This window comes from Paenibacillus sp. Y280 (assembly GCF_056786335.1).
Genome location: NZ_JBXCIW010000012.1, coordinates 120,704 through 145,952, shown reverse-complemented (window position 1 = coordinate 145,952; position 25,249 = coordinate 120,704). Strand labels below are relative to the sequence as shown.

Below are 25,249 nucleotides of genomic sequence, written 5' to 3'. Positions count from 1 at the left end.
CGCCCATGCGGAGCACAAGGTCTTTGATTTGCGGCTTCTAGGAGTCGTGAATCATGGGGGCGTTTCTTCTTTGAAGGAACGCCCTTCTTTTTTTTGTGGTCCTCTATTTATACCTTTCCATAAACACATTCTCGGGAGGTTTCATTGATGAACAAGAAAAGTGTACGTGATGTAGCAGAGCTAGCTGGTAAACGGGTATTTGTTCGCGTTGATTTTAACGTGCCGCTAGAGGATGGCAAGATAACGGATGACAAACGGATTCGCGAGACGCTTCCTACAATTAACTACCTGATCGAAAAAGGCGCTAAAGTTATTCTTGCAAGCCACCTTGGCCGTCCGAATGGTCAAGTAGTAGAGGAGCTTCGCCACACGGCTTCCGCAGTACGCTTGTCTGAGCTGCTTGGCAAGCAAGTAACGAAAGCAAATGAAGCAATCGGTGAAGCGGTAGAAGCTCAAGTTGCTGCACTCAATAACGGAGATGTTCTTTTGCTTGAAAACGTACGTTTCTACGAGGGCGAAGAGAAGAACGATCCGGAACTGGCAAAAGCATTCGCTAAGCTTGCTGACCTATTCGTAAACGACGCTTTTGGCGCTGCTCACCGCGCTCACGCTTCAACGGAGGGCATTGCGCATGTTCTTCCGGCTGTATCTGGTCTGCTTATGGAAAGAGAGCTTGAAGTACTAGGCAAAGCGCTGAACAACCCTGAGCGTCCTTTCACGGCTATCGTTGGCGGTTCCAAAGTAAAAGACAAAATCGCGGTTATCGACAAAATGCTTGAAATTGCAGACAATGTAATCATCGGCGGCGGCTTGTCTTATACATTCTTCAAAGCACAAGGCCATGAAATCGGCAAATCGCTCGTTGACAACAGCAAGCTTGATTTGGCGCTTGAGTTCATAGAAAAAGCGAAGAAGCTCGGCAAAAACTTCTTGATTCCGGTTGATATCGTAGTAACTGACGATTTCAGCGCAACAGCTAACACGCAAATCGTTGACGTTGACAGCATTCCTGCTGATTGGGAAGGCATCGACATCGGACCGAAAACACGCGAGCTTTATGCGGATGTCATCAAAAACTCCAAATTGGTCGTATGGAACGGACCTATGGGCGTATTTGAAATCGAGCCATTCTCCCACGGTACTCTAGCGGTTGCTCGCGCATGCGCAGAAACAACGGGCTATACGGTTATCGGCGGCGGCGATTCTGCTGCGGCAGCTGAGAAGTTTGGTCTTGCTGACCAAATGGATTTCATCTCGACAGGCGGCGGCGCTTCCCTAGAGTTTATGGAAGGCAAAGTGCTTCCAGGCGTTGTAGCTCTTAACGATAAATAATAGCTTTATCCCTATACATGAAATGAGGAGGATTACGCATGAGCACTAGAACACCAATTATTGCTGGTAACTGGAAAATGTTCAAAACGGTATCCGAGGCTGTTACATTTTTCTCCGAAATAAAAGGCAAGGCTGAGGTAGAAGGCGTAGAGAGCGTTATTTGCGCGCCATACACAACGCTTCCGGCACTTGTTGAAGCTGCAAAAGGAACTTCGATCGCGATTGGAGCTCAAAACGTTCACTTCGAGGACAACGGCGCATTCACAGGTGAAATCAGCGGCGTTATGCTGAAGGATCTTGGCGTAAAATACGTGATTATCGGCCACTCCGAGCGTCGCGCTTATTTTGCAGAGTCGGATGAGATCGTGAACAAGAAAGTCCATGCTTCATTCAAAAACGGCCTTCTGCCAATCGTCTGTGTAGGCGAGAAGCTTGAAGAGCGCGAAGCAGGACAAACGAAGGACGTATGCAAAGTGCAAACGGAAGCGGCTTTCCAAGGCGTATCCGCAGCACAAGCAGCTGAAGTTGTAATCGCATATGAGCCAATCTGGGCAATCGGAACAGGCAAATCGTCAACTTCCGAGGATGCACAGGACGTTATCGGTTATATCCGCGGCGTGGTTGCAGATCTTTATGATCAAGCTACAGCTGACGCGGTTCGCATTCAATACGGCGGCAGCGTTAAACCTAACAATGTGGCTGAGTACTTGGGTCAAAAGGATATCGACGGCGCGCTTGTCGGAGGCGCTAGCCTAGAGCCAGCATCGTACATCGCACTGGTCGAGGGGGCCAAGTAAGATGTCTGCTCCGAAACCTGTAGCGCTTATTATTCTTGATGGCTTCGGTTTGCGCGATGATGTGACAGGCAATGCGGTCGCACAAGCAAAGAAACCGAACTATGACCGTTACTGGTCAACTTATCCGCATACGACACTGACGGCATCTGGCGAAGCAGTTGGCTTGCCGGAAGGTCAAATGGGCAACTCTGAGGTTGGCCATCTGAACATCGGTGCAGGCCGCATCGTGTATCAGGATTTGACTCGTATCAGCAAGTCGATTCGCGACGGTGAGTTTTACGAGAATGAAACGATTCTTGGCGCCGTACGTCATGTGAAAACAAATAGCAAGAAGCTTCACCTGTATGGCCTTCTGTCGGACGGCGGCGTACACAGCCACATTGAGCACTTGTTCGCTTTGCTTGATCTAGCGAAGAAGGAAGAGCTTGAGGAAGTATACATTCATGCTTTCCTAGACGGTCGCGACGTGTCTCCGGACAGTGCGAAGGGTTACCTAGAGCGTCTGCAGGCGAAAATCGAAGAGGTTGGCGTAGGCCGCATCGCAACGGTCCAAGGCCGTTACTATGCGATGGACCGCGACAAGCGCTGGGAGCGTACGGAGAAATCCTACCGCGCCATGGTGTACGGCGAAGGCCCTCAATATTTCGATCCGATTCAAGCGGTAGTTGAATCCTACGAGAAATCGGTTTATGATGAATTCGTTATGCCAACGGTTATCGTAGACGGGGAAAACAAGCCAGTTGGTCTTGTTGAATCCGAGGACGCTGTTATTTTCTTCAACTTCCGTCCTGACCGTGCGATTCAATTGTCGCAAGTGTTTACGAATGAGGACTTCCGCGGTTTTGACCGCGGCGAGAACCATCCGGTTAATCTGTATTTCGTCTGCTTGACGCTATTCAGTGAAACCGTTGGCGGTTTCGTAGCGTATTCACCGAAGAACCTTGACAATACGCTTGGCGAAGTGCTCGTGCAAAACAACAAGACACAGCTGCGTACTGCAGAAACCGAAAAGTATCCGCATGTAACGTTTTTCTTCAGCGGCGGACGCGATCATGAGCTTCCTGGCGAAACTCGCGTGCTTATCAATTCCCCTAAGGTCGCAACGTACGACCTGAAGCCGGAAATGAGCGCGTATGAGCTTGCCGAGTCGACCGTTCGCGAGATTGAATCAGACAAGCATGATGCAATCATTCTAAACTTCGCTAACCCGGATATGGTTGGCCACTCCGGCATGCTGGAGCCAACGATCAAAGCGGTTGAAGCGACGGATGAATGCCTTGGCAAAGTCGTTGAAGCGGTGCTCGCCAAAGGCGGCGTTTGCATCATCACAGCTGACCACGGCAATGCAGACATGGTATTCGATGAGAATGGCCGTCCGTTTACGGCACATACGACGAATCCGGTTCCGCTTATCGTAACGAAAGCAGGACAAACGCTTCGCGAAGGCGGCATTCTTGCCGATATCGCGCCGACGCTTCTTGATTTGCTTGAGCTGGCTAAGCCGATTGAAATGACTGGCGTTACTCTAATTAACAAATAAAAAATTTTAAAGGAGTGTTTTCTCTCATGTCAATTATCGTTGATGTATACGCACGCGAAGTACTGGATTCCCGCGGGAATCCAACGGTTGAAGTAGAAGTTTCCCTTGAGTCCGGCGGCAAAGGCCGTGCAATCGTTCCATCCGGCGCTTCCACTGGCGCTTACGAGGCTGTTGAGCTTCGTGACGGCGACAAATCCCGTTACCTTGGTAAAGGCGTTTTGAAAGCTGTAGAAAATGTTAACACTGAAATCGCTCCTGAAATCATCGGCCTAGATGCTCTTGATCAAGTAGCTATCGACCGTAAAATGATCGAGCTTGACGGTACACCAAACAAAGCTAAGCTTGGCGCTAACGCGATCCTAGCTGTATCGATGGCAGTAGCTCGCGCAGCTGCTGACGCGCTTGATGTACCTCTTTACACTTACCTTGGCGGATTCAACGCTAAGACGCTTCCAGTTCCAATGATGAACATCATCAACGGCGGCGAGCACGCTGACAACAACATCGACGTTCAAGAATTTATGGTTCTTCCTGTCGGTGCTGAAAACTTCAAAGAAGCGCTTCGTATCGGCGCTGAAATCTTCCACAACCTTAAAGCAGTATTGCACGATAAAGGCCTTAACACAGCTGTAGGCGACGAAGGCGGCTTTGCTCCTAACCTTGGTTCCAACGAAGAAGCAATCACAACAATCATCTCCGCTATCGAGCGCGCAGGCTACAAGCCAGGCGTTGACGTATTCCTTGGTATGGACGTTGCTTCGACTGAGTTCTTCAAAGACGGCAAATACGTGCTTGCAGGCGAAGGCAAATCGTTCACACCTGCTGAGTTCGTTGACCTTCTTGCTTCATGGGCTGACAAATACCCAATCCTTACAATCGAAGACGGCTGCTCCGAAGACGATTGGGATGGTTGGAAATTGCTTACTGAGAAGCTTGGCGGCAAAGTACAACTCGTTGGTGACGATCTGTTCGTAACGAACACGGAGCGTCTATCCGATGGTATCGACAAAGGCGTAGGCAACTCGATCCTGGTTAAAGTTAACCAAATCGGTACGCTTACCGAAACGTTTGATGCAATTGAAATGGCTAAACGCGCTGGTTACACAGCAGTTATCTCTCACCGTTCAGGCGAGAGCGAAGACAGCACAATTGCTGACATCGCAGTAGCTACAAACGCTGGTCAAATCAAAACAGGCGCACCGTCCCGTACGGACCGCGTTGCAAAATACAACCAATTGCTTCGCATCGAAGACCAACTTGGTTCAACTGCTCAATACGCAGGCAAACAAGCATTCTACAACTTGAAAAACTTTAAATAAGACGCTAGTTAGCGGCTTATCGAGAAGGGTGTGTCCCATTAGGGCACGCCCTTCTTTTTTTATGTGGAATAGATCGCAGCCGATCGCCTCACATTAACAGAAAGCAAAGCATTAAGCGATTAGGCGGTGGCAAGCGTGGCGAAACCGGTAATAGGCATTTCGATGTACTCGCTTAGAGATCAGTCCGAGATTGATTTCTTGGGGACGCTTGAAAAAGTGGCGGAGCTCGGTTATAAGGCAGTGGAGTTTGTTGGCTATTTCAAAACACCGGCAATTGAGCTGAAGAGCAAGCTGGACGAACTTGGTCTTATCGCTAGCTCCGCGCATGTGCCTCTTAATTATAGCGATTCAAAGCAAATGGAATCTGATTTTGCAGGGCAGATCGAATATGCGAAGGAGATTGGCATCCCATATATCATTACACCGTGGGCACCTCTTCCGGAGAAGCCGTCGATGGATGATGTGCTGCATTTGGTCGATATTTTCACGAAATGCGGCAAACAGGTAAAGGCATCGGGCATGCAGTATGTTTTCCATACGCATGATGCTGAGTTTAAGCTCGTTGATAAAATGCCGATTATCGATCATATACTGGCACGGGTATCACCTGACCTTATGAATGTGCAATTCGATTTGGGCTGGATGTATTTGGCTGGCTATAAGCCGGCTGATTATCTAAAGAAATATAAAGGCCGCGTCCCCTTGGTGCACATGAAGGACTTCTTGAAAGGTCGCAAGGATGCGGAGATTGGCAAGGGTGAGGTGGGCTTTGATCGGCTTATGGACGAATTGGAACCAGCGGGAGTCTCATATCTGATCGTGGAGCAAGAGCAGTTCAACGTGAGCTCGCTGAAGAGCGCAGAAAACAATTATCAATATATAAAGTCGTTCGGATTTGCATAATTAATGGCATATGCAGGTTGTCCTATTGTAAAAAGCGCCTAGCTATGGTACACTCAGTCTACGTGTTTTTACGGAGCTCCTATGCTGGAGGTGGAATAAATGGAAATCTTATTGAAGATCGTGCTCGTTATATTTTCTGTCGGCCTGATTGCGGTTGTTTTGTTGCAAAAAGGTAAGAGTGCAGGCTTGTCCGGAGCAATTACGGGCGGCGCTGAGCACCTGTTCGGCAAACAGAAAGCGCGCGGTTTGGATTTGTTCTTGCAGCGTTTAACAGTTGTTTTAGCAATCGGCTTCTTCATATTGGCGCTTGTTGTCTCTTACTTCGTAAAACAATAATCAATACACAAGCAGAAAGCGAGGATAATCCTCGCTTTTTTTGTATTTTCATCATATTCGCGGATGCGCGACTGACATTTCGTGTATACTACATGGTATATGATAATCTATCAACCTGTTGCAAAGACAATCATGTTCAGTCGCAGGTTTATGAGGAGAAAAAACAATAATGACCATCTACGAGCAGCAACTGCTTGATTTTATGAGAGAAACGGCTTATAAGCCGATGACATACCAAGAGCTGGAAAAGCATTTTGGTATCGAAGATGCAGCGGAGTTCAAGGAATTCCTTAAGCTGCTGAATAAGCTGGAGGACGAGAGCAAGATCATTCGTACGCCCAATGATCATTACGGCGTGCCGGAACGAATGAATCTGCTTCGCGGCAAGCTGCAATCCCATGCGAAGGGCTTCGGCTTCCTGATTCCGGATGAGAAGGAGCATGGCGACGTCTATTTGCATGCCAATGATCTGAAGAGCGCGATGAATGGCGATATTATTCTCGTTCGTGTCACTTCCAGAAGCGAGCATGGCGGTCGCATGGAGGGTGAGGTCGTCCGAATTGTAGAGCGCGCCGTTACGCAAATCGTCGGAACGTTCGAGGACCATGAGGTATATGCCTTCGTCGTGCCGGATGATAAACGGATTAACCGGGATATTTTTATACCAAAGGGTGGCTACCAAGGGGCTGTATCTGGGCAGAAGGTAGTCGTAAAAATTGTGTCGTATCCAGAGGGCCGCAATGCTGCTGAAGGGGAAATTGTCGAAATTTTGGGACATAAGAATGATCCTGGTGTCGACATCCTGTCGATTATTCGCAAGCATCAGCTGCCAGAGGGCTTCCCGGATGAAGTAATGGCTGAGGCTGAAGCGGCGCCGGACTCAATAACGGACGAAGAAATTGTGCAGCAGGGCAGACGTGACCTTCGGGGCGAGGTTATCGTAACGATTGACGGCGAGGATGCGAAGGATCTTGATGATGCGGTGCATGTGAAGCGTCTGGAGAACGGCAACTATTTGCTTGGTGTACATATTGCAGATGTCGGGTATTACGTAAAAGAAAATTCACAGCTTGACCAAGAAGCTTACAGAAGAGGCTGCAGCGTTTATTTGGTTGACCGCGTTATTCCGATGCTGCCGCATCGTTTGTCGAATGGCATATGCTCGCTCAATCCGCAGGTTGATCGTCTAACGCTTTCTTGCGAGATGGAATTTGATGCGGATACGTTAAAGCGTGTACGCCATGATGTGTTTACGAGTGTGATCCGTACGAAAGAGCGGATGACGTATACGAATGTGAAGAAGCTTTTGACGGCAACGGAAGAGGAGCCGCAAACGGAGCTTAAAGAGCGGTATGCAGATCTGCTCGGCATGTTTGGACTCATGGAAGATCTCGCCATGCGTTTGCGAGGCAAGCGAATGAAGCGAGGCGCAATCGACTTTGATTTTCAGGAATCGAAGGTTATCGTCGATGAGAACGGCAAGGCCATTGACATCATAAAGCGCGAGCGTTCGGTGGCGGAGCAAATTATCGAGGAATTTATGCTTGTAGCGAATGAGACGGTTGCCGAGCATTTTCACTGGCTGCGCGTTCCTTTCCTTTACCGTATCCATGAAGACCCGAATCAAGAGAAGCTGCTTAATTTCGTACAGTTCGCAGCAAACTTCGGCTATACGGTGAAGGGCAAGGGCAATGCGATTCATCCAAAGGCGCTTCAGACGCTGCTTGAGGAAATCCGCGGCACGAAGGAAGCAACCGTTATATCGACCGTTATGCTTCGTTCGATGAAGCAGGCTAAATACGATGCAGAGAGCTTAGGACATTTCGGCCTAGCGGCTGAATTCTATTCGCACTTTACGTCGCCGATCCGTCGCTATCCTGATTTAGTTATCCACCGCGTGATCCGCGAGGTGCTGGATGGCAGAGGACAGCTTACGGAAGCTCGTCATGAGGCGTTAACTGCGCGTATGCCGGAAATTGCTACGCATTCATCGGAGCGCGAGCGGGTTGCTGTCGATGCGGAGCGTGATACGGAGCAGCTGAAAAAATGCGAATTTATGCTTGATAAGGTCGGCGAGGAATTCGAGGGCATTATTAGCAGCGTAACGAGCTTCGGGATGTTCATCGAGCTGGAGAATTCGGTCGAAGGACTCATTCGCTTGAGCGATATGTCTGATGACTATTACAACTTCCACGAGCAGCATATGATCTTGGTCGGCGAGCGTACGTCTAAAGTGTACCGAATCGGCGATGAAGTGAAGATTCGTGTAACGCGAGTCAGCATGACGGAGCATACGATTGACTTTGAGCTTGTTGATATGATGCCGCGCAGCGGCTTTAAGGGCGTACCTGGAGCTGGCTTTGGCGGCGGTGATCGCGGCGGCAAGAGGCGCGGAGGCTCGGGCGACCGTGGCGACTCTCGCGGCGATCGGGGCAAAGGCGGCAGAGGCGGAGCAGCCGCTGGAGGACGCGGCGGAAAAGGTGAGCGTGGAGCTGGTGCAGTTGGAGGTCGCGTAGGAAAGGACGAGCGTACAACTGGTGCAGGAGGCAAAGACAGTGGCGGGAATAGCCAAGGAGCGCCAGGCGAAGGAAATCGCGGCGGCAAGGGCCGTGGCGGGAATAGCCAAGGAGCAGCAGGCGAGGGAAATCGCGGAGGCAAGGGCCGTGGCGGGAATAGCCAAGGAGCGCCAGGCGAAGGAAATCGCGGAGGCAAAGACCATGGCGGGAATAGCCAAGGAGCAGCAGGCGAAGGCAATCGCGGAGGCAAGGGGCGAGGCGGCAAAAACGGTGGCGGCCGCGGTGGATTTGGCGGCGGCGTGGACCGCAGCGTAGTTGGTATTGTAGAGCAATCGAACCCTTGGAGGCTCGATGCACCTGACAGCGGGCGCGGCGGTAGCAAGCGGCGCGGCCGGGGAGGCGCAGGCGAAGCCGGAGATGGCGCGAACGACGGCGGGCATTCGCCGGTGGAGCGCGGGCCGGGGCAAGAGGCGAATATGTCGCCGGGCCAAGGCAGTGAGCAGCCGCGCGGACGCGGTGCGCGCACGGATATGTGGGGCTTGCCCATCCGCGGAGGCGGCGGGCAAGGCGGCAATGGCCGTGGAGCCGAGAAGCGGCGGAGCGAGGATGGTGGCGCGAGGCGGAAGAATGCGGCGCCGAGCGGTGTATTTAATGGCGGCGAGCGGAGTGCGGGAGCGCCGAGCGTGGAAGGCAGTGAAGGCGGCGGCCAAAGCAAGAGCAAACGGAAGAAGAAAAGCGGAGACGGGAATTCTACAGCAGCTTTTGTACGCAAAAATCGTAAATAAATAGGAGGTCGACGACTTCCGTTCTATGGCATAATTGGAAGTCGTCGAGTTCTGTATGATATGGGAAAAGATATTTAAGCTCGTCACTTGCTTTTTAATTCTGGGTATAGTACACTCAAATCAATCGATAATATGAACCTGAATTCACATATTGAAAAGGGTGTCATTATAGTCATGAAACCCTTTCCAATGTGTGAATTTTTTGTTTAAAGACAAACCAGGCGCATATTAATATTATTTTTTTGGAGGTTTTTACACATGCAACAAGGTACAGTTAAATGGTTTAACGCAGAAAAAGGTTTCGGCTTTATCGAAGTTGAAGGCGGCAACGATGTATTCGTACACTTCTCCGCAATCACTGGCGAAGGCTTCAAAACTCTTGAAGAAGGACAACGCGTAGAATTTAACGTTGTTCAAGGCAACCGTGGACCACAAGCAGAAAACGTTGTAAAGCTGTAGTAGCTTACGAACGTTGATAAAACCGCCTTTGACCTTATGGGTTGAGGGCGGTTTTTTTGTGTTTCAATGGGTGTGTTCCATTATTTAGTTATAGCATGTCCTTAATTTGCTTGAATAATCAGTTCATTTGATTAACGGTTTGAGCTTTTTTCAGGTAAGGATCATTACGATCCAAATTGGTACAGCCTATAGAAAGGCTCGCCGCCACCGCCTTGATTTCCACTGCAGAAGTTGTTACAATGAACACCAGTGTATCTTCAACAATATTTTAGCTTAACAAAGTCGAGGTGACTAGCATGGGTAAGAAAAGTGACGGCAAGCAGCTCGCCCAGAACAAGAAGGCTTCCCATGACTATTTCATTGAGGAAACGTTCGAAGCAGGCATGGTGCTGCTGGGTACTGAAATTAAATCGCTGCGTAACGGTCGAGCGAACATAAGCGATGCGTTTGCGACGATTCGCAACGGAGAAATATTCATACACAACATGCATATCAGTCCGTTCGAGCAAGGGAACATTCATAATCCTACTGATCCAACGCGTGCTCGCAAGCTGTTGATGCATAAGGCTCAGATTCATAAGTTGTTTGGCTTGTCCAAGCAAGAAGGTTATGCAATCGTGCCTCTGAAGATCTATGTGCGCAATGGATATGCGAAGCTGTTGATCGGACTCGGTAAAGGTAAGAAGCAATACGATAAGCGGGATACGGCAGCTAAGCGTGATGCTCAGCGCGATATCCAGCGTGTCCTTCGCGAGAAGCAGAAGGTTGCACGTTAAGCTGTTTGATTGCCATGGAAGATAGCAACCAATGCTGCCAGTAACATTAGTGCACGTTAGCTGGCCATTCGTGGTATACTAAAGCAGTAGCAAAGGCAACACAAACAAAGCAAGTGCAATCGTGCTAGACAATCGGTACAGCCTGACAGATGATCAATCTGACGGATGCTGCGCCTTAATCCTAAAGCTTCAATTGAGCTAAACGTTAGTGCAGAGCGTCACTCTTACGGGTGTAGGTCGGCAGCTAACCGTTTATGCAAAATTGGGGGCGTTTATGGATTCGACGGGGATTGTACGAGCGCGGGTTGCGGGTAGCAGGGAGTCGTCTGCTTCATCAACGCTAAAGCCTATTAAACGGCAAACAACAAACAAACTACGCTTTCGCAGCCTAAGAAACTGTGTGCGTGCTTCTACCCAGCATCGTCCATGTGACTGGAATAGGGGCTAACAAGTAGTGGAATACGCTGTCTCATCTCCGCCTGCGGTGAGCTGAAGAAGACAATCAGGCTGACCTTAGCGAAAGCCGGTTACGGGGCGTTTGCTTGGGTGACATCAAAACTGTGACTACACCCGTAGAAGCCTGTGTGGCGTGATCTTCGGACAGGGGTTCAAATCCCCTCGCCTCCACCAAACCATGAGAAACCCGACCGCATTAGGTCGGGTTTTTGCTTTATAAGTATTGAGAATTTTGATAAGATGTACATACGTTATAAAAGTAATAACAGTTATAAGGTATAACCTGTCGAAGGCCGATCATAATATAGGAAGGAGAATAAATATGAATGGTGTGATCAAAGTGTCAAATGATAGGCAGAGTGTGAAGCGTTATTCTCGCAAAATCGGAAGAATGGGCAACAGCTTGGGAGTAAGCTTGCCAAAAAGTCTGGCTGAAAAGTTGAATGTCTCACAAGGCGATGAGATTGAATTTCTTGAAAATGATCGTGGTGAAGTGGTATTGAAAAAGGTTCGGCAAGTTCAGCTCCCCGATAATGTAAGACCAGAAGTTCTTGAAGCGTTCTTTGACGTGTTTGAAGAAGATGAAGGTATCCTTGAGGATTTAAGGGATAGATGAAATGACAACATTCCTAACCAAAGAAGAGGTTATTTCTGCCCACTACTTCATGATGAAGAAAATGAACGACGCAGACCAAGCGGGTGTGAAGGCTCACGGCCTACTGGAATCTGCGGTACATAGACCTCAGCAAAGTGTTTTTGGAGAAGATGCTTATCCAAATTTATTTGACAAAGCTGCTGCCCTACTAGAGTCTCTGGTGAAGAACCATTGCTTCCACAATGGCAATAAACGGACAGCCTATCTGGTTACAAAATCATTCCTTATGTTGAATCAAAAACATCTAAGAATGGAACGTATATACGCAGTGGAGTTTATCGTAGATATTGCAAAAGGAATTCATTCATTGGAGACTACTGCAAACATTTTGAAAGAACATTCTGTAGACAGATGATTCATAGGGGCGTCCTCCTGGGTGACATCAAAACTGTGACTACACCCGTAGAAGCCTGTGTGGCGTGATCTTCGGACAGGGGTTCAAATCCCCTCGCCTCCACCATGTAAATCCACAACCGCATGAGGTTGTGGATTTTGCTTTTCATCAGCGGCTCTGCGGTCTGTGGCCTGCTCAATCAGGTACATCAAGTAGTTGTAAGGATGCAGTCCGTTTTCCTATTGCATTGTTTGACTTAGACCTCTAATTGCTATTTTTTATCATTAAGTAGGGTTTTGGAGAAAAATGTCGAATTTTAATGCTTGAGTCTTATTGTGTTAAGTCTTACCCCGGGAGGGTCAAAATGGATAAAGTAGTCATCACAGGTTATGGGATCAAAGCACCAAATGTAGGAGATAAGATGCAATTCAAAACGGTATTGGAGCATGGAATATGTACTCATCGAGTCATGAAAGACCGGATAAACGGTTTAAACATGGTTTGCGGTGTTATTGATGATGATTTTAAAGTGATTCGCGGGAAAAATCTGAAACGTTATCCAAGGTTGAGCCGATTTGCAATGTCGGCAGCTGATGATGCGATGGATATGGCCGGATTTACAGACAAAGACTCCCTTCGAATCGCAGTCATTTTGGGAACTTCAGCGGGGGGGATTTCCGAGATAGAGCAATATTCCTCGGGTGGAGCGGTATATGAGAAAATCCCTTTGCATAGCGTGGCATTAGCTAATACGCACAGTTTATCAGCCGCAGTAGCCCATCATTTGGGCATAAAGGGTCAGGTTTTTACCATTACTACCGGCTGTACTTCGAGTTCGGACGCGATCCTGTTAGGGAAGCTGCTTCTTGAAACCGGACTAGCTGATGCCTGTGTGGTGGGCGGTTCGGATGCAGCGAATACCGATTGGAGCTTCAAGGGGTTTTTAAAAATCCAAGGGGTTACTCCCAATGTTGACGTTTTTGAAACCGGGGTTCCTTTCTCCAATGCTCATCAAGGATTCGTAATGTCGGAAGGAGCGGGCGTTCTCCTATTGGAACGCGAAAAAGAAGCCAAAGCGAGAGGCGCGTCAATTTACGGGGTATTAGAAGGGGTTGCTTCCCTTAACGAGGGAAAGTCCATTTATCAAAGCGATGAAACGGGACAAAGTATGCTGAAATGTCTTAAGGCCGCAGTAGGCGAACATACTCCGTCCTACGTGAACAGCCAAGCTCTTGGCTTAACGGTGAATGACAGGATCGATCGTACGGTGCATCAGACGTTATTCGGCCAATCCGTGCCGATTACTTCGATTAAAGGGATGACAGGACATATGCTCGGGGCGATGGGGGTCATTCAGGTGATATCGTCTCTGCTGAGTATGGAGTACGGCTTTATACCTCCGACCATTAAAACTAGGGCTGAAGGATTTGAAGAACTGCCTCTCGTGCTTGAAACCCAATATCGAGATATTCACAGTGTAGCGATTACAACACATGGATACGGAGGTAATGATACTTGTTTATTTGTCACCAAGATTAGCTAAGAGGTGGTCTCCGTGTTTCTCTTATTGCTTTTTATTATTGCTTTAGTTCCATTTGTCGTCGGATTGATCACGTTATATATTTTCGAGAAGACAGAGATGGCGAAAGCTATATTTTGGTTTTTATTTTTTGCTTCGATGTGGGAGCTGGATTCAGCTTCTTTATATGCGCATCATCTTCTGCCTGAAACGGTAGTTGAAATTTTATTTCGCCTCTTCCGCATTGGTCCGATTATGCTTACTCCCTGTCTGTTCTATGTTGCATACAGTATGTCCAAGGAAGTGGCAGAGGATCGGAAACCCTTATGGCTTCGCTTTGCCGTGCATAAGACCATGGTGTATCTGATCTTTGCCTGGGGGCTGATTGTGTATCTCGCCGGGTGGACGAAGTTTGGGATCGAGGGCATATATCTTGTCCAGGCGGACCGATCTACTGATTTTATGTTTCCGGCTAACGGATCTTGGGCTGGTCTTTTTATTGTAAACGTGCTGCTGTTTATGATTAGTTTATTGATTTCCTTTTCGATCAGCTTGAGAATATCGGATCCGAATAAACGTGTTTTTCTGCTTGTTTTTAGTTCAGCCGTAGCGATTGGGTATGGGGTTGGGATATTGAATCTTTTCCCAGGAAGCAGATTGTTCCCGAGTGCTATTGCCGTGATGATTTTTGCGGTTACAACTTTCAGCGCTTTCACTTACATGCATACGAAAATTGTCAGGCATATGGCTTATCATGATGCATTAACGGGACTGCCTAACCAAAGATTATTCAAAAACAGGTTAACCCTAGCATTAGAAGAGGCGAAGCGAAGCGGCCACAGCATTGCGGTTATGTATATGGATTTGGACCGCTTTAAGCTTATCAATGACACATTGGGACACAATGTTGGAGATCTGCTGCTACAGCATGTAGCTGAGAGAATAACCGGTTGCTTGCGTAAGCAAGATACGGTTTCACGCCAAGGGGGGGACGAGTTTACGTTTTTATTGCCCGGTCTTACGCATCGGGAAGCAGAACAAGCAGTGCAGGATGTTTTGAATGCGATTAACAAACCCTTCACATTGCACGGACATCAATTATATGTCACCCCGAGCATTGGCATCAGTTTATATCCGTCTTGCGGTGACCAAGTGGACATCCTGATAAAAAATGCCGATACGGCCATGTACCGCGCCAAAGAAAAAGGGAAGAACACCTATCAATTCTTTAATGAGAGGATGGGGATTCAGAGCCTTCAAAAGCTCAACATGGAAAATGCCCTTCGCGCAGCCTTGGAGAACGATCAATTTGTTCTGCATTATCAACCAAAGGTAGATTTGAAAACAGGAGGGATGATCGGGGTCGAGGCTTTAATCCGTTGGCAACATCCGGAATTGGGATTTGTCGCTCCCGATGAGTTTATTCCTTTAGCTGAAGAGACGGGATTAATTGTTCCAATTGGTCAATGGGTGCTATACAAGGCATGTGCGCAATGCAAAGAATGGCACAATAATAAAATGACTCAAAACCTGTCTGTAGCGGTTAACCTGTCGATGATGCAGTTGAAGCAGGAAAATTTAGTAGAGATGGTAAAGCGGGTATTGAATGAAACCGGACTTGATCCGCAGTTTCTGGAGATCGAAATTACGGAAAGTATGGCAATGAACAATATGGATAATTTCATACAAAAATTAACGGATATAAAAAATATGGGAATCGGCATTTCGATTGACGATTTTGGGACAGGTTATTCTTCGTTCGGGTATTTAAAGCAATTGCCTATTGATACCTTGAAGATCGACAGGTCGTTTACCAACGACATAACCAATTCGGAAGAAGATAATGCGATCGTACAGGCGATTATCGCGATGGCCCATGTTTTAAGACTCAAGGTCATTGCTGAGGGCGTCGAAACGAGCAAACAGCTCACGCTTTTACAACAGTATAAGTGTGACGCCGTGCAAGGATATTATTTGAGCCGGCCATTGGCGGCTGAGGATATTGTGTGGATCATAGGGGGCAGCTTACCTGCTGAGATGTGAATGTATACAGAAAAATCGCAGCATTACACGGCGGCGAATTGTGGTTTTACACAGCCACGGCTCGCCTCCACCATCAAGAAAGCCGACCGCATGAGGTCGGCTTTTTTGTGTGGTTGGAATTACGAAATGATTTGGCCGCGAATTTCTCCATTTGGATTTTGTATGGTGTGTACATTAACATATGCATTGCCGCTTTCAATTTGAAGAACTAGATCACGGATCGTCTTTCCGCTTAGAGGGCCGACTAAATCATTTTGAGTCAGGGTTCCCCGAATAACTCCTCGTTTTACGGAAATGCCAAATTTCGAGGGCCCGAATAGAAAGGCTACTACGGGACCATTTTCATTTCTTCGCCCAAGATGAATATGGGCTTGGGTTACTTTTTTAATATTTTGAATAACTAACCTAAAAAACAACTTATTACCATCACGGTTTAGCTGAAAAACAGCATTTCCTGTAGAAATTGTCCTTACAGGAGGTACTTCGTTTCTTCCTTTTAATTTTGCTTTAAACGTTCTGATATCCCTCACCCCTCTTTTCATTAATAAGGTATATTATTCGATGAGGAAGGGGGAGGTTTGTACATCTGTCTAACGCTTGGAGATTTTTCAAGTGAATGAAGATGAAGTTTATAGGGGACATCAAAACTGTGACTGCACCATAGAAGCCTGTGTGGTAACAATCACAGGGCATCAGAATTATTTTGGCAATAGCTTGTCATCCTGTGCTAGTTGGAGCGTTAAATAGATCTTCTCGATGTCTCTATTGATGAACAGTTTAGAGTTGTAATTGCTTGCGATGGAGTGAAGCAACTGAGGGTTTGGCACATCTTGATCGAGTATGCTAAGGAAGGCTTGGATATCGTATTTGATAGCAACGATCTCTCCTCCCGAACATTGAATTCCGACCGTTGGCGCTTCTAATTGCTCCCCAAACTCCAAATTCACGAGTCTATCTCGAAGTGAGGGCTCTTGAAAACTCATTCGTCGGACAGACTCCTAGCCAAGCTACTTATAAAAGAGGCATTGAAGTCAAATACAGATCGTCTAAAATCAATTCTTGTAATTAATACAACAAGCTTGACCTAGTCAGAACTCTCTCATCTCTTAAATCTTCCATGCCAAAATCGATGAGTATCAAGTATAATTATATCGACAATACAAGCAGCCTGGATACTGCATACCTTGGAGGATTTACTGTTGATGGACCGCACTTCCGAACAAAGACTTCGCCGACTGCTCGATAGCCTGGGCTATAATTCTCATTCCCATTTGTACGAATTGGGCGACAAACAATGGTTTTGGGAGGCCGGCCACGAGGCGCTGATCGTATACCGCTCAGCCGGCAAACGAAGAATCGTGCTTGGCGACCCGATCGGGAGCCCCGAAGCCGTGCGCAGGGTGCTCGTGCAATTTATGGCCGACTGCAGCAGGATCAAGTGCGTGCCGGTGTTCTATCAGGCGAAAGCCGACTATCTTCCCTACTATAAGGAGCTTGGGCTCCTATGCGCCAAATTCGGAGAGGAAGCGCAAGTCGACCTGCCGGATTTTCATCTGAACGGAAAAAAATGGCTGAAACTGCGCACCCGCATCAATAAATTTGCGCGGGGCGACTACTCCCTGAAGGTGCATTCCCCGCCTTACGCCGCTTCCTTCCTGAGCCGCCTGCAAGCCATATCCGACGATTGGCTCGGAGGCCGGAAGGAAAAAAGCTTCTCCGTAGGCTCCTTCTCGCCCGAATATGTCTGCCGGTTTCCGGTGGCCGTGCTGGTGGGTCCGGATGGCTGCGAGGAAGCGTTCGTCTCGCTGGCGGGGGATCACCGGCCGCACAAGGCGTCCCGCGGCACGGACGTGCGCCGTCAGCTAACCATCGACCTGATGCGCTATACGAAAGACTGCCCGCACGGCACGATGGACTTTCTGTTTCTGTCCCTGTTTATGTGGGCCAAAGAGCAGGGCTACGACGTATGCAGCCTGGGCATGGCTCCGCTTGCAGGCGCCGACGAGCTGCTTCTGACCAAGCTGTTCTACAAATACGGCTGCAAGCTGTACAATTTCAAGGGGCTTTACGAGTACAAGAACAAATTCGCCCCAAGGTGGGAGTCCGTCTATCTGGCTTATCCTCCCGCCACCTTGCCCGTTACGCTCGCTTCGCTCGCTTACATTATCCACCGGCCATATGCCGGCAAGGCGGCGGAGCAGTATACGCTTCCGGACCGTAACGAGGAAAAATCGATTTTGCGCAAGAGAGCCTGAATCGCGTCAAGAAGCCCTCCGCTGCCGGAGGGCTTCTTCATTCGGTCATTAAGATTGAGAAACAAATCTGCTTCTATAATGCTGTGGAGTTTCGCCGGTGTACTTTTAAACGAATAACTGAAATAATGGGAGTTCTCATATCCCAATTGCTCAGCAATTTCAAGCACGTTCATTTTTGTGCTTTTCAGCATTTTTTTCGCTGAATTCATTTTCGTTTCGATGATGTTTTCATTAATGGTGTTTCCCGTTTCTCGCTTAAACACAGCACAAATATAGCTGGGCGATATAAAAACCTTATTAGCATTATCGGCAAGCGAAAAGCTTTTGTAATTCAACGAGCCTTGCGGTCCCCTCCATATCGCTCATTTGTCGGCGGCGCCGGCGTCCATAATATCGTTTATATGAATAATCGAGTTATTCCCTGAATAAAATTTGTAGCTTTTGGCGTTGCAAGCATAGTTATAGGAATGACTTACCGCTTTCATGCTGACGCAATGACCAACCCCATCGAAAGCGTGATCCCGTCAAAATCATGAAGCAGCTGCTCTATGCTCTCGAAGATCTGCGTCATTTTATCCTCGTGGCAGAACTCCCCACACTGAATAGATGAGCATTACGCCACCTCCCCAAACATCCTAACCATTACACTCCGGCGAATTGTGGTTTTACACAGCCACGGTTCAGTTTCTAGAATCCCTTTCCCAGAAAGGCATTAAGGCCATTTTAGGGAAAGGGGTTCAACACGCCCATTCTATTTTTATGCACTTTTCTACAACTCCGCCCCCTTATACCCCATCTTCCGATAACCCTTCACTCTTTTCTTGAACATCGCCATCAACATAGGCACCTGAAGATCGATATAGTCATATATTTTCACTTCTTCTTTATTGGCATGACTTCGGTGCAAGCGGCCTGCATATTGCTGCAAGGTGCCTGACCAAGAGATGGGATGGACAAGGAACAAGGTGTCCAGTCTGGCGTCATCGAAGCCTTCGCCTATCAGCCTGCCGGTAGCGATGATTACCCGTTCTTGATCATCCGGAATAGATGCGATTTGGGCGCGTAGAGCTTCTCTCTGCTTTTTTCCCATTCTGCCTCTAAGCACAATTACGTTTTTGGCAAAGGCTTGCAATCTCTCTGCAAAATATTCAGCATGAGCAGTCCGTTCAACCAGCAGCAGCGGAGAGCGGCCTTCATTCAGGCAGATAAGCAAATCGTCAAAAATAAGCGTGTTGCGCTCCTCGTTATCTACAAGCTGCTGATAAATATCCTGAATACCGGTAACCGCTTTTCCAGGTGTAAGCTGAAAATGGGTATACCGGGGAATGACTCTTAGTGTAAATCCTCTGGAGCTGCTTAAAGTTTTAGCATCCACCTTCAATAGCACTGGTCCAAGCTGGAATCGTACGATAGCTTCTTGTCCGTCCTGACGTTTAGGGGTGGCAGTTAAGCCAAATACATACTTTGCGCGGACTTCCCGTAGAACCTGTTCGAAGCTGTAGGCTGATACGTGATGGCACTCATCCACAATGACTTGACCGTATTCACTTACGAAGGGTTTAACATTCCCTTTATAGTTGAGGCTCTGAATGACAGCAATGTCGATAATGCCGGTTCGTTTATTTTTGCCGCCGCCAATCATACCGATTGCTTGTTTGGGGATTTTCAAAAAGGTTTGCAAACGTTCCTGCCATTGCTCCATAAGCTCCCGGCGGTGCACCAAAATAAGGGTATTTGTCTTTCTTGACGCGATGATGCTGGCGGCTACGACCGTTTTACCGAATGCGGTTGCCGCCGCGAGAACGCCTATTTCCCGGTTTAGAATTGCTCTGGCTGCAGTATCCTGAAGAGTAGTCAGCGTACCGGTGAACTCTGCCTCTATTGAAGTTCCAGACGAACGTTGATCGTCAAGTAATACTTTAACTTGATTTTGCTCAAAAAAGGATATTAAATCCAGCAAGCATCCCCTTGGAAGAGCTATATGATTCTCCAGATCCTCTGCGCATGAGATAACCCGAGGTTTACCGTAGGTGGAGAGCCGCATAGCTTGTGCTTTATAAAAATCGGGGTTCGAGAACGATGCAAGTTTAATCAGAGAATGAACGGCACTTGAAGGAAGTCCGGATTTAGGAAAATAAAGTCGATCTGATTGTAGAATCTGTATTTCAGAAGGCAATGATTTCATCAAAATCGGCTGCTCATGAATATATTTACGCTGTTCCTCTGCCATTCCGGCCAATTTATCGTCAGTTTCTGCAATCAGGGTGTCATTGTTGAACAGTCTATGTTCCCCATGCTTGTATATAAATTGCTTCACCTCATCCTCGGTTAGTTTGCCAAGTCCGGATAATATACCCCATTGGTCAGCATAGGGCTCAAAGTGTTCATCAACAAAGACGCTGTTTCCCTGTTTACGTGGTCCGCCTTGAAGCGGAAGAGCAATGAGGTTCCCGAATCCGCCTTTGGGCAGTGTATCCTGATTGGGAAACAGACGGTCATAGGATTCCATGCCGAGCTGATATCTTTTGTTCATGGTTAAACTCAGCAAAGTCATTCCCAATCTTCTGGCTGTAGCCGCTTCAATATTTTGACTGAAGAAAATCCAAATGTGGCCACCATTGCCGGAACGTGAGCGCTCCAACAGTGCGGGTATTTCATGACTTGTGCATAGCTGCATCACGGCAGCAACATCCTGCTTCCAATCGTGTTTGTCAAAATCCATGGCCAAAAACCAGCAGGTCTCATCGGGCAGCATTGGATATATACCAATCGTTCGGTCCTGTCTTGCATCTAAATGGGCTGACAGCACTTCGTTTGTAAGAGGCATGAAGCTCTGGTGTTTGCAGACGGAGCATTTTACTCTGGGTTTCTCGCAAACGGAAGTCCACTCATTGGCGCAGGCGGGCGAGTATCCGGACTTGCCTTGTTTGTTGCTCCAGCGAATCGGATATACATCATCTCTGCCTCGAAAATAACTTCTATATAAGGCGAGCTTATCCCCTACCGTAGAGTACTGGTGAACATTGGTCTCTCCACCAGTTGTCTCCTTGCTTTCTTTTGCCGGGGAGGTGGAATAAGACATTATTTGTACATTTGTACTTGTTATATTTTCATCATCACTAAGTCCCAGGAGATTTCTCAACCGGGAGATTTCCAGCTTAAGTTCTTCAATATGCGCTAGAGCCGCGTTATACTTATCCTCCATATTGTCCATTGCTTAGTCCTCGCGTTTTATTTATATTATACCTTGTAAGCTGTAGAGTAATAATGCTGGGAATTATAACCTGATTAAGGGGATTAACATCATGCTGAAATTAAGAAACTCAACCATTAAAAAGCATTTGAACAATTTTACGAGGGAAGAGCTTGAGGCTGAAATCTTGAATTTGGTCAAGAAATACCCGATCATTCAAGAACATTATTTTTCAGTGTTATTTCCTGATCAAGGCGAGGTCTTAGGCAAGTATAAGAAAATTATTGAGAAGGAATTTGGCCACAAGGGAGAGATTTTGCGGTACCCGATTGTGAAGAAAGCAATAAAGGACTTTAGTAATGTTTCAAACAACAAGGAGCAAATTGCAGAAATAATGGTTTTTACAGTGGAATGTGGAGTGGACTTCACACTTTCATTTGGAGACATTGATCAAAAATTCTACCATACTATAGCAAGCATATATGAACAAGCCTTAAAGTATATTGTAAACAATCAATTAGAAGACAAGTTTGTAGATCGATGCAAAAAATTGATGCAGAGCAGTCAGGATATTGGCTGGGGTTTTGGATTTGATATGATGGATTTGTATCATGACTATTTGGGACACATGGATGAAGAACACCTTGAGTAGCGAATACGGACGAATTATTTAACCGCAAGGATTGTGTCATAATATTATAAATAAAAATCGAAATCTGAGCGAAGTGCTATCCTAATGCTGCCCCAAAGAGAAGAATGGCAACGGTTATTGAAAAAGGCCAATCAGCATGCAGTCGCAGAGGCTAAAAAGGCTGGAGCCTCCATTTATTATATAAAGGACGGCAAAAGGATACGTGAAGATGCTACAGGACAAAAATTCGAGATTACTTACGATTTAGCCGGAAATCGTACTGAGCTTGTTAGTCATGACTGAACTTGAGTCCGTAATGACGGTTTTGCTGCACTAATGGAGCCGGGAAAAGTACAATCAGCCTTCAAATGAGGGATTATGTTGGAACCATTATTGATCCTGACCAGATTGCCAAAAGGATTAACCCGGAAGATCCCAGAAGTGCAGACCTGTCTGCCGGACGAGAGGCTGTAAGGCAAATAAGGGAATTAATCGGGTAGCTTCAAGTGTGGATATCTCATACAATTCCAGCAACAATCCCCGCCAAATTGTAGTTTTGCACAGCCACGGTTCGCTTCCACCATAAATCCACAACCGTAAGAGGTTGTGGGTTTTTGCTTTTTATGGATACATCTCGAACAAGTTTTAATAAGCAACAGTAAAGGCTAAAGCCTTAAAGTATTCTTTTAAACGGAAGCGCTGTGTCTAATGATTTTGGGCATGGTATTTTTTCTTGTGGACGACAATAATTAGATCGGAGGATGTGTAGATGATTCTATTGGTTCTTTGGTATGGGGACAGCAAGGAATAGACGACTTCCCTTCCACCCCTCCTTATTGAAACTTTTTCCAATTAATTTCGTCTAATGGATGTGGCTATATTGGGATGGATAAAAGGGGTGGCTGTCATGAAACAGCGTAGGCGATCTTTCATCATAATGGGTTGTATTATCGTTATAACGCTTTCCATTGTATTGTTCTTCTCAATAGTTAATAAGAAAGACAATCATGTACCTGCTGTGGAGCCCGCACCTTCTGTACAATCTCCTGATGCAGGAGAAAGTGCTTGGAAGCCCCTGGAAGGCGAATTTATGACAGACAAGAAGGAGCCTCAGGTGCTGTGGAAGCGAGGTCCGCAAACGATTTATGTGCAGGATCTTCATCTCTACAACATCTCGGACGGAGCGGGTAAGGAAGTGCTGCACGAATGGAAGAAACCGCTGGCTGCGCAGGCATGGCTGAATGGACAGTATATGCTCATTGGCACCCAGCTTTTAGAGGAGGGTTCCGGGAAAGAGGGACGACGAGGAGATTGGATGGCTGTTCGTATAGAGCCTAAGCCAGTCGTGATTGCTCAGCAGGAATTATTTTTTGGGCCGCAAGAGGTGCTAACCATGACGGCGGCAGAGGAACCGCGTCTATTCTTCGTCAAGGTGCTCAATGGACCAGGCTTCTCGGAGCATATTTTTGATCCTTCCAGCAATGAGTGGGTATCTTTGAATAGGGAGTTCATGGATGATGCTACAATGAAAATGCCGGCAAAGGTACAGGGCTTGCGTTACTTCTCTGATACTCAATCGTTTCAAGGGACTTCAATATACTCTTTCACCGATGAGAATGGCAGCATTGTTTATATCCCAGAACCTAATAATGATGCGTGGCGCTATACCGGTTATGAGCTGATTGACGCCAAACGGGTGACCTTTCTGGAGGATTCCCCGCAGTTCTTGGGACGTTTCCGCAGCCAGGACGGGCAGGAAGCATGGACGTTTATCAACAATGGTTTTAGCTCCTTGCTTCCGGCAGAGCCAAGATTGTGGCAGAAAGATTGGCAAGCGCTGAATCCCCGTACGTTCACGTATGCTTCGCCTGACCGGTTGGAGGTTATTCAGTACAAGGACGGGGACGCGAAAGAACTTAACCCGCCAATATACACGCAATTCTCAACCCAAGGTGCAAGGCTTGTAACTGCTAAAGGGTCGTTCATGGAATTTGAATTAAATGGGGAAACAAAATATATTTCCTGGCATGATCTCATTCATACCGAGGATTCAATTCCGGAAGCGATCTGGGCGTCCTCTATAAACGATGTCACCGTTAAGCAAGAAGATCGGCCGCCCTATTCCTTTGATTGGGTTAGTCACGATGTCCTGGAATGGAGCTTCGAGGAGGATAATACAAACGCTTCAGTTCCAGCAAAGGTTAAGCAGGCGGTAGACGAGGTACATCAGGATTCAGATTATAGTTTTGCGAAGACATACCGTAAGCTCGGTTCCCGGTGGTATGTGCTCGTTGACCGGCATTTCTACGAGTACAAAGACAACAAACTTGTAAAAATCGGCGAGTTGCCGATAACGGTCTCTGTTACTACTGGAGAAGGGTTTGCCGGTCGCGGAGCCAGAGATTACGTTCGCGTGAATGACGGATGGATCGTTGCGGATACGGAAGGCTCTCGGGTGCTCATGCTGAATGATAAGCTGGAGATCGAGACAAGACTCGAAGTTGCAGCTCCGTATCAGCTTACGCTTGAAGGAGAGCAATTGCATATCGCTTCAACTGCCTACCGCTACTCCACAGATATGGCATTGAAGCAAATGAGTGCCAAGCCGCAACCGTTTCAATTTACAGCCGGTATGAAAAAGACGGTGTTCGAGCATTTTCACCCCCAGGAGTGGTATCAAGATCGGCAAAGCGGGCTCACGTGGTACTATCTTAACGGTTATTTATATCAGTATGATGAAGGGAAGCGGGAGTATCGTTCATTCTACATCGGTTATAATGAGAACGCGATAGCGGGTGTGCGGATTGTTCCCTATGAAGACGAGGTCATTGTGTTGCTTGACCGCCGTTTAGAGCGTTTTGACCGGCAAGGAAAGTGGCTTAGCTCTTTAGCGTTCCCGCGTTCTGAGCCTGATGGCATCTATGACCGTACGACACAAGGGGAAAATAGTTTGATCATCGACGAGGCGACAGATGTCTTTTACCTTGTGCAGGGCTATCGCATTCTCGGAATTGATTGGAAGCGGAATGAGGTGAAAACGATCTTTCGGCAAAACTATGCGGACATTGGCGAGCTTATTAAGCATGGGGGCCATTTGTACTTTATGCTGCGCAGCAACGAGAATGATCGATATCGGCTTCAAGAGGAAGGCAAGATCGCAAGGACGAAGATGTATACCGAGATTGTGAAGATTGATCTGCGATCTCTCCGTGTGCACCGTTCCTTAGCAGAGGGCTATTATGATGAAATGTCCATAGATGCCGACGCTGACTCTCAGCCTGCCTTCGTCCTGATAAGTTACCCCTAAAGACTTAGCGGCTAACATGAGAATGCAGAAAAAGTAATGGAAATAGCGGAGGGAGCATTAGATTTGCGGAAAAGACACCGTGCTAGGTGTCTT

21 protein-coding genes and 1 other RNA gene are annotated in these 25,249 nt (G+C 47.3%); 18 read left to right on the top strand and 4 right to left on the bottom strand.

Annotated features, from left to right (window positions below; all coding sequences use genetic code 11):
- Positions 1-147 precede the first annotated feature (147 nt).
- The 14 genes from AC1TPC_RS16895 (at position 148) to AC1TPC_RS16830 (ending at position 15,770) form a co-directional block, all read left to right on the top strand.
- Complete coding sequence (locus tag AC1TPC_RS16895) at positions 148-1,332, top strand: phosphoglycerate kinase (protein ID WP_482067984.1); 1,185 nt, start codon at positions 148-150, stop codon at positions 1,330-1,332.
- 38 nt (positions 1,333-1,370) lie between these two features.
- On the top strand, positions 1,371-2,129 hold the full coding sequence (tpiA, locus tag AC1TPC_RS16890) for a triose-phosphate isomerase (RefSeq protein WP_482067983.1): 759 nt from the start codon (positions 1,371-1,373) through the stop codon (positions 2,127-2,129).
- Position 2,130: 1 nt separating this feature from the next.
- Positions 2,131-3,669: a 2,3-bisphosphoglycerate-independent phosphoglycerate mutase gene (gpmI, locus tag AC1TPC_RS16885; RefSeq protein ID WP_482067982.1), complete on the top strand. Its 1,539-nt coding sequence runs from the start codon at positions 2,131-2,133 to the stop codon at positions 3,667-3,669.
- A 26-nt stretch (positions 3,670-3,695) separates the two neighbouring features.
- Positions 3,696-4,988, top strand: a complete 1,293-nt coding sequence (gene eno / locus AC1TPC_RS16880; RefSeq protein WP_482067981.1) for a phosphopyruvate hydratase — start codon at positions 3,696-3,698, stop codon at positions 4,986-4,988.
- Between the two features lie 135 nt (positions 4,989-5,123).
- A complete protein-coding gene (locus AC1TPC_RS16875) occupies positions 5,124-5,891 on the top strand; it encodes a sugar phosphate isomerase/epimerase family protein (protein WP_482067980.1) in 768 nt (255 codons plus the stop codon).
- A gap of 99 nt (positions 5,892-5,990) precedes the next feature.
- The gene (secG, locus tag AC1TPC_RS16870) at positions 5,991-6,227 is read left to right on the top strand and encodes a preprotein translocase subunit SecG (RefSeq protein WP_169091086.1); all 237 of its coding nucleotides are present in this window, start codon (positions 5,991-5,993) and stop codon (positions 6,225-6,227) included.
- A 169-nt stretch (positions 6,228-6,396) separates the two neighbouring features.
- On the top strand, positions 6,397-9,528 hold the full coding sequence (gene rnr / locus AC1TPC_RS16865; RefSeq protein ID WP_482067979.1) for a ribonuclease R: 3,132 nt from the start codon (positions 6,397-6,399) through the stop codon (positions 9,526-9,528).
- A 258-nt stretch (positions 9,529-9,786) separates the two neighbouring features.
- Complete coding sequence (locus tag AC1TPC_RS16860; protein ID WP_028609190.1) at positions 9,787-9,987, top strand: cold-shock protein; 201 nt, start codon at positions 9,787-9,789, stop codon at positions 9,985-9,987.
- A gap of 296 nt (positions 9,988-10,283) precedes the next feature.
- Positions 10,284-10,763 carry an SsrA-binding protein SmpB gene (gene smpB, locus AC1TPC_RS16855; protein ID WP_053373226.1) on the top strand — a complete coding sequence of 160 codons (480 nt, stop codon included), beginning with the start codon at positions 10,284-10,286 and terminating at the stop codon, positions 10,761-10,763.
- Positions 10,764-11,027: 264 nt separating this feature from the next.
- Positions 11,028-11,393: a transfer-messenger RNA gene (gene ssrA / locus AC1TPC_RS16850) on the top strand.
- Between the two features lie 148 nt (positions 11,394-11,541).
- Positions 11,542-11,835 carry an AbrB/MazE/SpoVT family DNA-binding domain-containing protein gene (locus AC1TPC_RS16845; protein ID WP_482067978.1) on the top strand — a complete coding sequence of 98 codons (294 nt, stop codon included), beginning with the start codon at positions 11,542-11,544 and terminating at the stop codon, positions 11,833-11,835.
- A 1-nt stretch (position 11,836) separates the two neighbouring features.
- Positions 11,837-12,229 carry a type II toxin-antitoxin system death-on-curing family toxin gene (locus AC1TPC_RS16840; RefSeq protein WP_482067977.1) on the top strand — a complete coding sequence of 131 codons (393 nt, stop codon included), beginning with the start codon at positions 11,837-11,839 and terminating at the stop codon, positions 12,227-12,229.
- 343 nt (positions 12,230-12,572) lie between these two features.
- A complete protein-coding gene (locus AC1TPC_RS16835) occupies positions 12,573-13,751 on the top strand; it encodes a beta-ketoacyl synthase N-terminal-like domain-containing protein (RefSeq protein ID WP_482067976.1) in 1,179 nt (392 codons plus the stop codon).
- A 267-nt stretch (positions 13,752-14,018) separates the two neighbouring features.
- Positions 14,019-15,770 (top strand): putative bifunctional diguanylate cyclase/phosphodiesterase, encoded by a 1,752-nt coding sequence (locus AC1TPC_RS16830; RefSeq protein WP_482067975.1) that lies wholly within the window; start codon positions 14,019-14,021, stop codon positions 15,768-15,770.
- Between the two features lie 119 nt (positions 15,771-15,889).
- Here the strand turns inward: AC1TPC_RS16830 and AC1TPC_RS16825 are convergent, their stop codons facing one another.
- Both AC1TPC_RS16825 and AC1TPC_RS16820 read right to left on the bottom strand, forming a co-directional pair.
- The gene (locus AC1TPC_RS16825; protein ID WP_482067974.1) at positions 15,890-16,312 is read right to left on the bottom strand and encodes a CHRD domain-containing protein; all 423 of its coding nucleotides are present in this window, start codon (positions 16,310-16,312) and stop codon (positions 15,890-15,892) included.
- Between the two features lie 156 nt (positions 16,313-16,468).
- Entirely contained in the window at positions 16,469-16,753 is a 285-nt protein-coding gene (locus tag AC1TPC_RS16820) for a hypothetical protein (protein ID WP_482067973.1), read from the bottom strand.
- A 219-nt stretch (positions 16,754-16,972) separates the two neighbouring features.
- On the opposite strand from AC1TPC_RS16820, the gene AC1TPC_RS16815 reads away from it, so the two are divergent.
- The gene (locus tag AC1TPC_RS16815) at positions 16,973-18,025 is read left to right on the top strand and encodes a phosphatidylglycerol lysyltransferase domain-containing protein (protein WP_482068014.1); all 1,053 of its coding nucleotides are present in this window, start codon (positions 16,973-16,975) and stop codon (positions 18,023-18,025) included.
- Here the strand turns inward: AC1TPC_RS16815 and AC1TPC_RS16810 are convergent.
- Positions 17,929-18,360 carry a helix-turn-helix transcriptional regulator gene (locus AC1TPC_RS16810; protein ID WP_482067972.1) on the bottom strand — a complete coding sequence of 144 codons (432 nt, stop codon included), beginning with the start codon at positions 18,358-18,360 and terminating at the stop codon, positions 17,929-17,931. The two genes, AC1TPC_RS16815 and AC1TPC_RS16810, sit on opposite strands and share 97 nt — an antisense overlap.
- A gap of 434 nt (positions 18,361-18,794) precedes the next feature.
- The gene (locus AC1TPC_RS16805; protein WP_482067971.1) at positions 18,795-21,239 is read right to left on the bottom strand and encodes a TOTE conflict system archaeo-eukaryotic primase domain-containing protein; all 2,445 of its coding nucleotides are present in this window, start codon (positions 21,237-21,239) and stop codon (positions 18,795-18,797) included.
- Positions 21,240-21,330: 91 nt separating this feature from the next.
- Between AC1TPC_RS16805 and AC1TPC_RS16800 the strand changes: the two genes are divergently transcribed.
- From AC1TPC_RS16800 to AC1TPC_RS16790, 3 genes are all read left to right on the top strand, one after another.
- Positions 21,331-21,870 (top strand): DUF6155 family protein, encoded by a 540-nt coding sequence (locus AC1TPC_RS16800; protein ID WP_482067970.1) that lies wholly within the window; start codon positions 21,331-21,333, stop codon positions 21,868-21,870.
- An 84-nt stretch (positions 21,871-21,954) separates the two neighbouring features.
- Positions 21,955-22,152 (top strand): hypothetical protein, encoded by a 198-nt coding sequence (locus AC1TPC_RS16795; RefSeq protein WP_482067969.1) that lies wholly within the window; start codon positions 21,955-21,957, stop codon positions 22,150-22,152.
- A 787-nt stretch (positions 22,153-22,939) separates the two neighbouring features.
- Complete coding sequence (locus AC1TPC_RS16790; protein WP_482067968.1) at positions 22,940-25,156, top strand: hypothetical protein; 2,217 nt, start codon at positions 22,940-22,942, stop codon at positions 25,154-25,156.
- The last annotated feature ends 93 nt before the right edge of the window (positions 25,157-25,249 follow it).